The 13,451-nt window shown below is 63.3% G+C and carries 11 protein-coding genes; 7 read left to right on the top strand and 4 right to left on the bottom strand.

Going from position 1 to position 13,451, the window contains the following annotated elements; genetic code table 11:
• The first annotated feature begins 2 nt into the window (after positions 1-2).
• From IF103_RS23775 to gcvP, 6 genes are all read left to right on the top strand, one after another.
• Complete coding sequence (locus IF103_RS23775; protein ID WP_202676194.1) at positions 3-1,220, top strand: 2-octaprenyl-3-methyl-6-methoxy-1,4-benzoquinol hydroxylase; 1,218 nt, start codon at positions 3-5, stop codon at positions 1,218-1,220.
• Positions 1,221-1,371: 151 nt separating this feature from the next.
• A complete protein-coding gene (locus tag IF103_RS23770) occupies positions 1,372-2,373 on the top strand; it encodes an extracellular solute-binding protein (protein WP_027907209.1) in 1,002 nt (333 codons plus the stop codon).
• Between the two features lie 206 nt (positions 2,374-2,579).
• Positions 2,580-4,160 (top strand): ABC transporter permease, encoded by a 1,581-nt coding sequence (locus IF103_RS23765; RefSeq protein ID WP_023382961.1) that lies wholly within the window; start codon positions 2,580-2,582, stop codon positions 4,158-4,160.
• A 124-nt stretch (positions 4,161-4,284) separates the two neighbouring features.
• Complete coding sequence (gene gcvT, locus IF103_RS23760; RefSeq protein WP_023382960.1) at positions 4,285-5,367, top strand: glycine cleavage system aminomethyltransferase GcvT; 1,083 nt, start codon at positions 4,285-4,287, stop codon at positions 5,365-5,367.
• Between the two features lie 47 nt (positions 5,368-5,414).
• Positions 5,415-5,798 carry a glycine cleavage system protein GcvH gene (gene gcvH, locus IF103_RS23755; protein ID WP_202675747.1) on the top strand — a complete coding sequence of 128 codons (384 nt, stop codon included), beginning with the start codon at positions 5,415-5,417 and terminating at the stop codon, positions 5,796-5,798.
• A gap of 139 nt (positions 5,799-5,937) precedes the next feature.
• The gene (gcvP, locus tag IF103_RS23750; RefSeq protein ID WP_023382958.1) at positions 5,938-8,811 is read left to right on the top strand and encodes an aminomethyl-transferring glycine dehydrogenase; all 2,874 of its coding nucleotides are present in this window, start codon (positions 5,938-5,940) and stop codon (positions 8,809-8,811) included.
• A gap of 30 nt (positions 8,812-8,841) precedes the next feature.
• Here the strand turns inward: gcvP and IF103_RS23745 are convergent, their stop codons facing one another.
• The 3 genes from IF103_RS23745 to IF103_RS23735 all read right to left on the bottom strand — a co-directional run bounded on the left by IF103_RS23745 (position 8,842) and on the right by IF103_RS23735 (position 11,366).
• Entirely contained in the window at positions 8,842-9,156 is a 315-nt protein-coding gene (locus IF103_RS23745; protein WP_023382957.1) for a DUF2388 domain-containing protein, read from the bottom strand.
• A gap of 90 nt (positions 9,157-9,246) precedes the next feature.
• A complete protein-coding gene (locus IF103_RS23740; RefSeq protein ID WP_202675746.1) occupies positions 9,247-10,932 on the bottom strand; it encodes a GspE/PulE family protein in 1,686 nt (561 codons plus the stop codon).
• Between the two features lie 122 nt (positions 10,933-11,054).
• The gene (locus IF103_RS23735) at positions 11,055-11,366 is read right to left on the bottom strand and encodes an ACT-like domain-containing protein (RefSeq protein WP_023382955.1); all 312 of its coding nucleotides are present in this window, start codon (positions 11,364-11,366) and stop codon (positions 11,055-11,057) included.
• A 126-nt stretch (positions 11,367-11,492) separates the two neighbouring features.
• Between IF103_RS23735 and IF103_RS23730 the strand changes: the two genes are divergently transcribed.
• Positions 11,493-11,963: an Lrp/AsnC family transcriptional regulator gene (locus IF103_RS23730; RefSeq protein ID WP_023382954.1), complete on the top strand. Its 471-nt coding sequence runs from the start codon at positions 11,493-11,495 to the stop codon at positions 11,961-11,963.
• A gap of 69 nt (positions 11,964-12,032) precedes the next feature.
• Here IF103_RS23730 and IF103_RS23725 read toward each other — a convergent pair whose 3' ends face one another.
• Entirely contained in the window at positions 12,033-13,400 is a 1,368-nt protein-coding gene (locus IF103_RS23725; RefSeq protein WP_023382953.1) for a CYTH domain-containing protein, read from the bottom strand.
• Positions 13,401-13,451 lie beyond the last annotated feature (51 nt).

Below are 13,451 nucleotides of genomic sequence, written 5' to 3'. Positions count from 1 at the left end.
AAATGCGCGCAGATGTACTGATTGTCGGTGCCGGTATGGTCGGTAGCGCCCTGGCCCTGGCCTTGCGCCACAGTGGCCTGGATATTCTCCTGCTCGACGGCAGCCCGCTGTCGGTCAAACCCTTCGATGCCCAGGCGCCGTTCGAGCCCAGGGTGAGCGCCTTGTCCGCAGCGAGCCAGCGAATTCTGGAGCGCCTGGGGGCCTGGGAAGGCATCGCTGGGCGACGCGTGTCGCCCTATACGGACATGCAGGTCTGGGACGGAAGCGGCACCGGCCAGATTCATTTCTCGGCGGCCAGCGTGCATGCCCAGGTACTTGGCCACATCGTCGAGAACCGGGTGGTGCAGGATGGGTTGCTGGAGCGCCTGCACGACAGCGATATCGGCCTCTTGCCCAATGCACGCCTGGAGCAGCTGCGCCGCTCCGGTGACGAGTGGCTGCTGACCTTGGCCGACGGTCGCAGCCTGCGAGCTCCTCTGGTGGTGGCCGCCGACGGCGCCAATTCGGCGGTGAGACGCCTGGCGGGTTGCCAGACCCGTGAATGGGATTACCTGCACCACGCTATCGTGACCAGTGTGCGCTGCAGCGCGGCGCATCGAGCCACCGCCTGGCAGCGTTTTACCGACGAGGGGCCGCTGGCGTTTCTGCCTTTATCGCGCGATGGCAACCAGCAGTGGTGCTCGATCGTATGGTCGACCACGCCTGAACAAGCCGAGCAGATCATGGCGTTGGAGGACGACGCCTTCCGCAGGGCGCTGCAGGAAGCCTTCGAGGGGCGACTGGGCGATGTGCTGGAGGCCGACCCGCGTGTTTGCGTGCCGCTGCGCCAACGCCATGCCAAGCGCTACGTGGATGAAGGCCTGGTGCTGATTGGCGATGCCGCGCACACCATTCATCCGTTGGCCGGGCAGGGCGTCAACCTGGGGTTCCTCGACGCCGCCGTGCTGGCCGAGGTGTTGGTCAATGCCTGTGAGCGTGGTGAGCGGTTGGCGGATGTGAAGGTGCTGAGCCGATACGAGCGCCGGCGTATGCCGCACAACCTGGCGCTGATGGCGGCCATGGAGGGCTTCGAGCGGCTGTTCCAGGCCAATCCGCTGCCGTTGCGCTGGCTGCGTAACACCGGCTTGAAGCTGGTGGAGCAGATGCCGGAGGCCAAGGCGGTGTTCGTGCGCCAGGCGTTGGGCTTGAGTGGGGATCTGCCTGAGTTGGCCAAGGCCTGATGCGTGGGTGCCGCTTGGCGGCCTCATTGCCGACAAGCCGGCTTCTGGTGGTGCTGGGGCTTTGCAACATCCGGTAACGGCTCCGAGGATGAGCTGCAAAATGGGATTCACTACCATTTGCACCTCTCATACCATTCGAGGAGTGCTTTTCATGTTGCCACGCAAGCCCCTACTGGCCGTTCTGGCCTTGACCCTGCTGGGCGGCACTGCCCAGGCAGCGGACGAAGTGGTGGTGTACTCCTCGCGCATCGACGAGCTGATCAAGCCAGTTTTCGACGCCTATACCGCCAAGACCGGCACCCAGATCAAGTTCATCACCGACAAGGAAGCCCCGCTGATGCAGCGCATCAAGGCCGAGGGCGAGAATGGTGTGGCCGACCTGCTGCTTACCGTCGATGCCGGCAACCTGTGGCAAGCCGAGCAGATGGGCATCCTGCAGCCGATCAAGTCGGACATCATCGACAAGAACATCCCCCCGCAGTATCGCGCGTCGTCCCATGACTGGACCGGCCTGAGCCTGCGTGCGCGGACCATCATCTACTCCACCGAGCGGGTCAAGCCTGAAGAGTTGAGCACCTACGAAGCTCTGGCCGACAAGCAGTGGGAAGGCCGCCTGTGCCTGCGGACGGCGAAGAAGGTCTATAACCAGTCGCTGACCGCCACGATGATCGAGACACACGGTGAGGCCAAGACCGAGCAAATCATCAAAGGCTGGGTCAATAACCTGTCCACGGACGTGTTCTCCGACGACAACGCGGTGATCCAGGCCATCGCGGCAGGCCAGTGCGATGTGGGGGTGGTCAACACCTACTACTACGGACGTCTGCACAATCAGAATCCACAACTGCCGGTGAAGATCTTCTGGCCAAACCAGGGCGACCGAGGCGTGCACGTCAATCTCTCGGGTATCGGCCTGACCAAGCATGCGCCGCATCCTGAAGCGGCGAAGAAGCTGGTCGAGTGGATGACCGGCGAGCAAGCGCAAAAGCTGTTCGCCGATATCAACCAGGAATTCCCGGCCAACCCAAAGGTCAAGCCATCGGACGAGGTGGCGGCCTGGGGTAGCTTCAAGGCCGACAGCATTCCGGTTGAAGTCGCCGGCAAGCGCCAGGCCGAAGCGATTCGCTTGATGGACCGGGCTGGCTGGAACTAAGCCCCAGGCCTTATCCTTTCGGGGGCCTGCGAAGGCCCTTTCGCGGGTGAACCCGCTCCCCCAGGTATTTCGCCGTCATCAAGAGCGGCGCCGCACCCTGTGGGAGCGGGTTTACCCGCGAATGACCCCAAAGCGGTCGCAATTCAGCCTCAGAGACAGTCAACTTGCCGCACACGCCCCAACGCCGTTGGTACCTCCCGGTCTTGATGACCGCCGCCCTGGTGCTCTTGCCCCTGAGCGTGCTGCTGCTGTCGTGGCAGTCGATCGACCCGCAAATATGGTCGCACCTGCTCGATACCCAGATGAGCCGCTTGCTGGGCAACACGGCCACCCTGGTACTCGGGGTCGGCGTCGGGGTCACCGTGTTAGGCGTCAGCCTGGCCTGGCTCACCAGCCTCTGTGAATTCCCCGGCCGACGCTGGCTGGACTGGGCGTTGATGCTGCCATTCGCCATTCCGGCGTATGTGCTGGCCTTCGTCTTCGTCGGCCTGCTGGATTTCTCCGGCCCGGTGCAGACTGCCCTGCGCGAAATGTTTGGGCCGATGCGCTTGCCCCGTGTGCGCTCCACGGGCGGGGTGATCGTCGTGCTGGTGCTGGTGTTCTACCCCTACGTCTACCTGCTGGCGCGCACGGCGTTCCTCGCCCAGGGCAAGGGCCTGATGGAAGCGGCGCGGGTGCTGGGGCTGTCGCCGCTGCAAGCGTTCTGGCGGGTCGCGTTGCCAATGGCCCGACCCGCCATCGGTGCGGGTATTGCCTTGGCGTTGATGGAGACACTGGCCGACTTCGGCGCAGTTGCGGTATTCAACTTCGACACCTTCACCACGGCCATCTACAAGACCTGGTACGGTTTCTTCAGCCTCTCCAGCGCGGCGCAGTTGGCCAGCCTGCTGCTGCTGGCGGTGATGCTGGTGCTGTATGGCGAGCGTCGTGCCCGGGGTGCCAGTCACCATGGCAACGAGCGGCCACGAGGGCGGGCGCTTTACCATTTACGCGGCGGCAAGGCGCTGCTGGCCAGTGGCTGGTGCCTGCTCGTATTCGCCTGTGCCTTCGTCATTCCGCTGCTGCAATTGCTGGCGTGGTTCTGGCAGCGCGGGCGGTATGACCTGGATGAGCGATACGTCAGCCTGGTGCTGCACACCCTGTATCTGGGCGCCATGGCGGCGCTGATCACCGTTGGCGTGGCGTTGGTGTTGGCCTTTGCCCGACGTCAGGCACCGACGCACGTCATCCGTGCTGGCGTGAGCCTGGCCAATGTGGGTTACGCGTTGCCGGGGTCGGTGTTGGCGGTGTCCATCATGCTGGCCTTCAGTTATCTGGATAACCAGTTGGTGGTGCCGCTGTCCCAGTGGCTGGGGGGCGCAGGCAAGCCACTGTTGCTGGGCAGCCTGGCGGCGCTGCTGCTGGCGTATCTGGTGCGTTTCATCGCAGTGGCTTACGGACCCTTGGAAAGCAGCCTGGAGCGTATCCGGCCTTCGCTGCCGGAGGCATCGCGCAGCCTGGGTGTCGGTGGCGCGAGATTGTTTTGCAAGGTGTATCTGCCATTACTGGTTCCAGGTGCTCTCAGCGCGGCCTTGCTGGTATTTGTCGATGTGCTCAAGGAAATGCCGGCAACCTTGCTGATGCGTCCTTTCGGCTGGGATACGTTGGCGGTGCGGGTGTTCGAGATGACCAGCGAAGGGGAGTGGGCGCGTGCTTCGTTACCCGCGCTGACCCTTGTGCTGGTTGGGCTGCTACCGGTCATCGGCTTGATCCGCCGTTCGGCCAGACGTCCCGGTCACAGTCAGTAAGGATGCCAGCCCGCGCCCTTGCGGCTACAATGCGCGGCATTCGCAGCGGCGGGTCCTATAACAAGAGTTGACGACCAAACGTCATCGCCCGCTGCCGCTTCGCCAAGCCCGGAAGGAGAAACCCATGGGACAGCGCACGCCTTTGTATGACCTGCACCTGGCGCTCGGCGCCAAGACGGTCGATTTCGGCGGTTGGGATATGCCCCTGCACTATGGCTCGCAAGTCGAAGAGCACCACCAGGTGCGTAGCGACTGCGGGGTTTTCGACGTGTCCCACATGACCGTCATCGACATCGATGGCAGGGCCGCCACGCCTTGGCTGCAACAGCTGCTGGCCAACGATGTCGCTCGCCTGGACAGCCCCGGCAAAGCCCTGTACAGCCCGCTGTTGAACCACGCAGGCGGGGTCATCGATGACCTGATCGTCTATCGCACCGAGGACGGCTACCGCCTGGTGACCAATGCCGCGACCCGAGCCAGCGTGCTGTCCTGGCTGACGACACGCAGCGCGGGTTTCGAGGTGGGTGTGGATGAGCGTTCCGACCTGGCCATCCTTGCCATTCAGGGCCCCCACGCCCGCGAGAAGGTCGCCGCGCTGGTCAGTGCCTCGCGTGCCGCGCTGATCCGCGAATTGCGCCCGTTCGAAGGCATGGCCGAAGGTGACTGGTTCATCGCCCGAACCGGTTACACCGGTGAAGACGGCCTCGAGATCATCTTGCCCGGTCATCAGGCCCCTGCATTCTTCAACGACCTGGTCGGTGCCGGCATCGCCCCCAGCGGCCTTGGCGCCCGCGATACCCTGCGACTGGAAGCCGGCATGAACCTGTACGGCCAGGACATCGACGAAAACCACACGCCGCTCACCTCCAACCTGGGCTGGAGCATTGCCTGGGAACCTGCCGAGCGCGACTTCATTGGCCGCACTGCGCTGCAGGACGAGATCAAGAGTGGCGTGAAGGAAAAACTGGTTGGGCTGGTGCTCGAAGAACGTGGCGTGTTGCGTGCCCATCAGGTGGTACGTGTCGCTGGGATTGGCGAAGGAGAGATCACCAGTGGTAGTTTCTCGCCTACGCTGAGCAAGTCCATCGCCTTGGCGCGCGTGCCCATGGCCACTGGCGACCGCGCCGAAGTCGAAATTCGCGGCAAGTGGTACCCGGTGCGTGTGGTAAAACCCACTTTCGTGCGCCACGGCAAGATTCTGATCTGAACAATCAACGGCGGACCGACCGCTGAGCCAATCGAGGAATACAAGACATGAGCAATATCCCCGCCGACCTGCGTTATGCCGAAAGCCATGAATGGGCACGCCTGGAAACTGACGGGACCGTCACCGTGGGCATCAGCGATCACGCCCAGGCAGCCCTGGGTGATGTGGTGTTCGTAGAGCTGGCGGAAGTTGGCAAGGTGTTCGCCGCTGGCGACGCTGCCGGCGTTGTGGAGTCGGTCAAGGCCGCTTCCGACATCTACGCCCCGGTCGGTGGCGAAGTCATCGCCGTCAACGAAGAACTGGCCGACAGCCCCGAGCTGCTCAACGAAAAACCTTACGAGTCGTGGATCTTCAAGCTCAAGCCAAGCGACACGTCCGAGCTGGACAAGCTGATGGATGCCGCCGGCTACAAGGCTGCCATCGGCGAGTAATCGCCTGGTCGCTGGCTCCTGCAGCAGGCACCCTCCTGCAGGAGCCCGGTACTGCAACCCCAAGAATTCCCGCAGAATCGGCAATCCTTCCTAGACTTATAAGTCTCCATGAGGCCTGGTCTAGGAAGAGAGCGTCGTCATGTCCCAGTCGCCATCCCTGCATCAACTGCAAGAGCTCAACCCTTTCCTGCGTCGCCACCTGGGGCCTGATGCCTCGGAGCAGCAGGCCATGCTCACCACGTTGGGCGTTGCCAGCCGCAGTGAGCTGATCGAGCAGACTGTCCCCCCTGGAATCCGACTGAACCGTCCGCTCGACCTTCCGCCGGCCCTGGATGAACAGGCTGCACTGGCCAAGCTCGCTGGCTATGCCGAGCAGAACCAGGTATGGACCAGTCTGATCGGCATGGGCTATCACGGCACGGTCACGCCGACGGTGATCCTGCGAAACGTGTTGGAGAACCCCGGCTGGTACACCGCCTACACGCCCTATCAGCCGGAAATCGCCCAAGGCCGGCTGGAGGCGCTGTTGAACTTCCAGCAGATGATCATCGACCTGACCGGGCTGGCCCTGGCTAATGCGTCGTTGCTCGACGAGGCCACCGCTGCCGCCGAAGCCATGGCCTTGGCCAAGCGTGTGGCGCGCAGCAAGAGCAACGCGTTCTTCGCTGATGAGCATTGCCACCCGCAAACCCTCTCGGTGCTGAAAACCCGCGCCGAAGGGTTTGGCTTCGAGCTGATCGTGGACTGCGTGGATAACCTCGCCAAGCACTCGGTATTCGGCGCGCTGCTGCAATACCCGGATACCCACGGCGAGGTGCGCGACTTGCGTCCGCTGGTCGACCAGCTCCACAGCCAGCAGGCATTGGCCTGTGTAGCGGCCGACCTGTTGAGCCTGGTGGTGCTGGCACCGCCCGGCGAGTGGGGTGCGGACGTAGTGCTGGGTTCGACCCAGCGCTTTGGCGTGCCCATGGGCTACGGCGGCCCCCATGCGGCCTATTTCGCCTGCCGCGATGATTACAAGCGCGCCATGCCGGGGCGCATCATCGGTGTCTCCCGCGATGCCCGCGGCAACACCGCGCTGCGCATGGCGCTGCAGACCCGCGAGCAGCACATTCGCCGTGAGAAGGCCAACTCCAACATCTGCACGGCCCAGGTGCTGCTGGCCAACATCGCCGGTTTCTATGCCGTCTACCACGGCCCGGAAGGCCTGCAGCGCATCGCCCAGCGGGTCCATCGGTTGACGTTTATCCTGGCAGCAGGGCTTGAGGCCAAGGGTATAAAGCGCCTCAACCAGCATTTCTTCGACACCCTTACACTGGATGTCGGTGGCGCCCAGGCCGCGATCATCGAAAGTGCCGAACATGCCCGGATCAACCTGCGAATTCTTGGACGCGGGCACCTGGGCGTGAGCCTGGACGAGACCTGCAACGAAGCGACGGTACTGCGGCTGTTCGACATCTTCCTCGGTGTGGACCATGGCCTGGACATCGCTGAACTCGACAAGCATGCCTTGCCCGAGGGTATTCCTGCCGCGTTGGTACGGCGCACGCCCTTGCTCGCTCACCCGGTGTTCAACCTGCACCACAGCGAGACCGAGATGTTGCGTTACCTCAAGCACCTGGAGAACAAGGACCTGGCGCTGAACCAGTCGATGATCCCACTGGGCTCATGCACCATGAAGCTCAACGCGACCAGCGAGATGATTCCCATCACCTGGCCGGGCTTTGCCAACATCCACCCCTTCGCGCCGGCCGCCCAGGTGACGGGCTACAAGGCGATGATCGACGAGCTGGAGGCTTGGTTGTGCGCCATTACCGGCTTCGACGCCATCTGCATGCAGCCCAACTCGGGCGCCCAGGGTGAATATGCCGGGCTCATGGCCATCACCCGATATCATCACAGCCGTCATCAGCCCCACCGCACCTTGTGCCTGATACCCTCATCGGCCCACGGCACCAACCCGGCTTCGGCGCAGATGGCGGGGATGGAGGTGGTGATCGTCGAATGCGATGACGAGGGCAACGTCGACCTCGACGACCTCAAGGCCAAAGCCCGAGCGGCTGGCGACCGGCTGTCCTGCCTGATGATCACCTACCCGTCCACCCATGGGGTGTACGAGGAGGGTATTCGCGAGATTTGCGACGTGATCCACCAGCACGGCGGCCAGGTGTACATGGATGGCGCCAACCTCAATGCCCAGGTTGGCCTGACCAGGCCGGCGGACATCGGCGCAGACGTTTCGCACATGAACCTGCACAAGACGTTTTGCATCCCCCACGGCGGGGGTGGCCCAGGCATGGGGCCAATTGGGATTCGCGCCCACCTCAAGCCGTTCGTCGCCAGCCACCCGGTAGTGCCGGTGCCTGGGCTGGACCCGAACAACAGCGCGGTCAGCGCCGCGCCGTGGGGCAGCGCGAGCATCTTGCCGATCAGCTGGATGTACATCGCCATGATGGGCCCGCAGCTGGCTGACGCCAGCGAGGTGGCGATCCTCTCGGCGAACTATTTGGCCAGCCAGCTGAGTGGCGCGTTCCCCGTGCTGTATCGCGGCCGCAACCAGCGGGTGGCGCACGAATGCATTCTCGACCTGCGCCCGCTCAAGGCGCAGACCGGCATCACCGAGGAAGACGTGGCCAAGCGCCTGATGGACTACGGTTTCCATGCCCCGACCATGTCGTTCCCGGTGCCTGGCACGTTGATGGTGGAGCCGACCGAAAGCGAGTCGAAGGCGGAGCTGGATCGCTTTGTCGATGCCATGCTGGCAATTCGCGCCGAGATCGGCGAGGTGCAGGAGGGTAATTGGCCGGCGGAGGACAACCCGCTCAAGCACGCGCCGCATACGCTGGCTGATGTCCTCGCACCGTGGAATCGGCCGTACAGCCTGGAGCAAGGCGTCGCCCCCAGTGGCCACGTTCGCCAGCACAAGTATTGGCCAGCGGTGAACCGGGTCGACAATGTCTATGGGGACAGGAATCTGTTCTGTGCGTGTGTGCCGGTGGAGGCCTACCGCTGAGAGAAGGGGCTGCGTTGCAGCCCCCCACGCTTACTCGGCTACTGCATTCTTGGCAAGAATGGCATTGGCCAGTTCCATGTCGCTGGCTTCAATCCCTGGGTTCTCGGTGCGTACCTGGTGCAGGGCTGCCTCCAGGAAAGGTCCGCGAATGGCGCCTTCACTGGCGACGAAGCTGCCGGCATCATCCTGTGCCGCCAATACCAGCTTGTGATCTCTGGACGTCAGGTAGCTCGACGCTGTGGTCGCACCTGTCGTCATGAGGTTACGCAAGAACTCATCGGCCATGGCGGAGCCAATCGGCAGCGACAGCAAGGCAGTAGCTGCGATGGCGGTTTTGAGACGCATGATGAAACACCTCAAAGGGTGGGGGTTGAAGATGCCCGCTTTGATCCTGCCGCACTGACGCAAGTTCCTTGAATACAAGGCTTTTTTTGCTCAGGTGCAGACCCTCAGGACCTCCTCGAGGCTGGTCAGACCCAGCGCCACTTTCGCTTCCCCGCAGCTTCGAAGATCCTTTAGTCCATCCTCCCTGGCCTGGTCACGCAATGCTGCAAGGTCGGTGCCCGGGCTTATCCGCGCGCGAAGCTCGTCGCTTGGGGTCAGCAGCTCGAAAAGACCGGTTCGGCCTTGGAAACCAGTGCCACGGCAGCGGCGGCATGGCTGGCCTTCTCCCATCGTCGGACGTCCATTGCACTCGTCGCACAAGGTGCGCACCAGACGCTGGGCCATGACGCCGATAAGGGTTGCCTTGATCAGGTAATCGGCGACGCCCAGCTCTTGCAGCCGAGTGATGGCGCTACAGGCGTCGTTGGTGTGTAACGTGGACAGCACCAGATGCCCGGTCAAGGCCGCCTGAACCGCCACCAGCGCCGTTTCGCGGTCGCGAATTTCACCGATCATGATGATATCCGGGTCTTGGCGCAGCAGGGCGCGGGCGCCGTTGGCGAAGCTCAGGTCAAGGCTTGGTTGGACTTGCAACTGGTTGAACGCAGGCTCCAGGCGCTCGACAGGGTCTTCGATGGTGCACAGGTTGACCTCGGGCGTGGCCAGCGACTTAAGGCTCGCGTACAGGGTGCTGGTCTTGCCGGAGCCGGTGGGTCCGGTGACCAGGATGATGCCCTGTCGTCGACGCAACAGTGCTTGCCACAGGGCAAGCTGTTCGCCTTCAAGACCCAGGCTGTCGAAGCGCTCATGCAATTGCTGCGGGTCGAACAGGCGCAGCACCAGTTTTTCGCCAAACGGGGTAGGGAGGGACGAAAGGCGCAGCTCGACTTCTTCGCCGCCAGGCAGACGGCTCTTAAGTCGACCATCCTGAGGCCGGCGTTTTTCCGCGACATCCATGCGCCCTAGGTGCTTGAGGCGGCTGACGACCGCCAGGGTCACGCCGGCAGGGAAGGCATAGACCGTGTGCAGCAGGCCGTCGATGCGGTAGCGCAGTCGGCCCTGGTCGCGGCGGGGCTCCAGGTGGATGTCACTGGCCCGTTGTTCGACGGCATACTGCAGCAGCCAATCGACGATGTGCACGATATGGGCATCGTCAGCCGAGGCTTCGGCCTGGCGCTTGCCCAGCTCCAGCAACTGCTCCAGGTCGCCCAGGCTGGCCGATTGCTGATGCTGCGCGCCCTTTACCGAATGGGCCAGGCGAAAGAGCGACTGGCCTAGCTGGCGGAGTTGCACCGGGTTGGCCAGCACGCGGCGAATGGGTTTACCCAGGCTGCGCGCCAGGTCGGCCTGCCAACTGTCCTGAAAAGGTTGGGCGCTGGCGACGGTGACGCGCTGGGCATCGGCGTGCACGACCAGGATGCCATGGCGTTGAGCGAATGCTGGGGAAACCAGACCCGTGACCTGGGACAGGTCGAGCTGCATGGGGTCGATTTGCATGTAGGGCTGGCCGACCTTGTTCGCAAGCCATTGGCAGAGGCGGTCCAGATCAAGGCGTTGGCCTGGCTGCTGGCGATCTTGCAGGCCACAGGCGGCGATTTGTTCCAACGGATGGCGGGCGGGTTGGGTGGCGGCGTGCCTAAGCACCTGCAGGGTGTCGTTGGCGTGCAGGTGCTGGTCGGTGAGCAGGGCTTCGAGCACGCGCCTGAGGTCGAGTGCCGGATTGTCTTGGCTATGCATGGAGGCGTCCGTGCCTGATGGAGGTGCTGCTCAGGCTAGCCGGGCGGGGGGAGGTTGCCGAACATGAAGGGTTTCTGGATCTTGCAGGGCCTGTCACTGCCCGGTCATTGGCGAGACGGCGCTTACAGTGATCGTGACGACCTGACGAGCCACTGCTGGTTGGTCAGGCTCACCTCACCCACACACACCAGGTTACGCAGTTTTTGCGCTATCACCTCGGCCCGGTGCCAGCTCAGTCCACCGATGCCCACCTCGATATTCAACCAGTCATCCTGCTGGCTGACCTGCACGCTGTGTGGCGTGAGGAACTGCAGGGCAAACAGGTTGAGTACCCGGCACAGGCTGTCGGGTTCGGCCTCGGCCTGCAGGCGATAGTTGACGGTGCTGTGGGCGTTGTTGGCCGCCCAGACGTCGGTACGGGGCTGTGCGTTCATGCTGTTCTCCGCAAGAGTGGGAAGAATTCTTGCACGTTTCCAAAGGCATTTTTTCGCTATGATGGGTGGATTTCGCCGTTGAGGCGAATTGATCAATTCAAAAAACACTCTATGAGAGAATTAAAAATGCATGGCGAGCTGGACGCCTACGACCGACGCATTCTTGAGCTGCTGCAGGAGGACGCCTCGCTGTCCAGCGCACAGATCGCCGAGCGTGTCGGGCTTTCGCAATCGCCGTGCTGGCGTCGCATTCAGCGCCTGAAGGAGGAGGGGGTGATTCGGGGCCAGGTGACCTTGCTCGATCGCAAGAAAGTCGGGCTCAACACGCAGATTTTCGCCGAGGTGAAACTCAACGCTCACGGGCGCTCCAACTTCACCGAGTTCACCGAGGCAATTCGCGGCTTTCCGGAAGTGCTGGAGTGTTATGTGCTGATGGGGTCGGTGGACTTTCTGTTGCGCATCGTCACGCCGGACATCGAAGCCTACGAACGGTTTTTCTTCGAGAAGCTGTCGAATGTGCCGGGGATCCAGGAGGTCAATTCGATCGTGGCCTTGTCCGAGATCAAGTCCACGACCAGCTTGCCGCTGGCGCGCTGAGCGACTGCGATGATCCGCAAATCATCGCAGCCCCTGCATGAGCGGCTAGCCGGCGGGGTTTACGCTGACTCAAGCCTTGATCAGATACTTCCAACCGCGGCTCTGATCCACCGCGCGGGCCTGCTCGATGCGCGCTTCGAGCAGCTCATCGGACAGGGGTTGTTCGGCCAGCTCGTGCAGTTTCTTCAGGTCGCCATACAGGCGGTCCATCTGCGGCGCTTCGAGCACCTGGCGTGCGTGGTGCAGCCAGGCCAGCAGCTGTTCGAGACGCGGCAACTGCTCGGCCAGGTCTTCTGGACGCTGAGTGTAGAGCGGCAGCTTCAGGGCGCGGCCTTCCTCGCCCAGCAGGTGGCCCAGCCAGCTGGCCAGTTGCGCCTTGCCCTGGCGCTCGCCACGGCCTTTACGATCCAGAGTCCAACTACGGGCTAGCAGCCAGCGAGACGTTTCCAGCGAGAACTGGCCCCAACGGATGTCTTCCAGCTCTTCGGCGAACTGCTCGGGCGCGGCGCGGCGGATGTCTTCGTCATCGTTGCCGGCCTGAACCAGCGGGCGCCAGTCTTCCAGCAGTGCGTCCAGGCGGGTGCGCAGGGCGCGAGTAGTCGGGCGTGGTGCGGCCTGGCCCAGGCTGCTGGTCAGGGCGCGCAGTTCGCTGAGGCACAGGACCCATTCCTGCAACAAGCGCCAGTGACCGTTGTGGCGGTATTGCTCAGCCAGGCGCTGGCTGCTGCCCAGCAGTTGCCAGGCGAGTGCGGCGTAGGCGTCGTCCACGGCCATTTCGGCGTCCAGCTCGGTGTGGGGCAGGCCCAACTCGTAGCTGTCGGGATCCAGCAGGCGGTAGCCGCGCTCGGCCTTGCTGATGTCGCAGGGCATCAGTGGCAGGCTGGCGGCCAGCTCGGCGGCAAGTTCGAGCAATGCCTCCGGGGCACCTTCGCGCAGTTCGAGTTCCAGCTCGCAGATCTCTTCCTTGCGTTTGCCGGCGATCACGAAGCCCTGGTCCAGCGCGGCTTCGATCACCACCTTGCTCTTGCCCCGACCCCAGGCGATTTCAGCGTATTCGCGGGTGAAGTCGGTGGTGAACAGCGGCTTGATGGTTTTCTTGTCCAGGTCGGCCAGTTGCTCGGGCCAGCAGGTGGCGTCGAGCTTTTTCAGGTCCAGCTTGACCTTGTCCAGCTGCCATTCGAATTCGTTGCGCTCGGACAGGCCGGCAACGCTTTGGCCACGGCACTTGAGGGTCTGGATGATCACATCGCCGTCACGGCGCAGGCGCAGGGCGACGCGGGCAGCCGAGAGGTCGCGCTCGGGGGTATCGAAGTACTGGTTGAGCAGCTCGCGGGTCTGCCAGCCGGACTTGTTGCGCTTCTTCAGCAGGGGGTGCTCGCGCAGGGCGGCAAGGGTCTCGCGGCTGGCGCGGAGCTTGAGTTCGGTTTCTTTGTGCATCACAGGCTCGAAGGGAGGGGCGTGGTTGGCGGTGAGTCTACAGGAGTCGGC

This window comes from Pseudomonas sp. SK2, from assembly GCF_016772395.1.
GTDB classification, from domain to species: domain Bacteria; phylum Pseudomonadota; class Gammaproteobacteria; order Pseudomonadales; family Pseudomonadaceae; genus Aquipseudomonas; species Aquipseudomonas taiwanensis.
The sequence above is the reverse complement of the archived record's forward strand: the minus strand, read 5'-3'. Positions and strand labels throughout refer to the sequence as shown.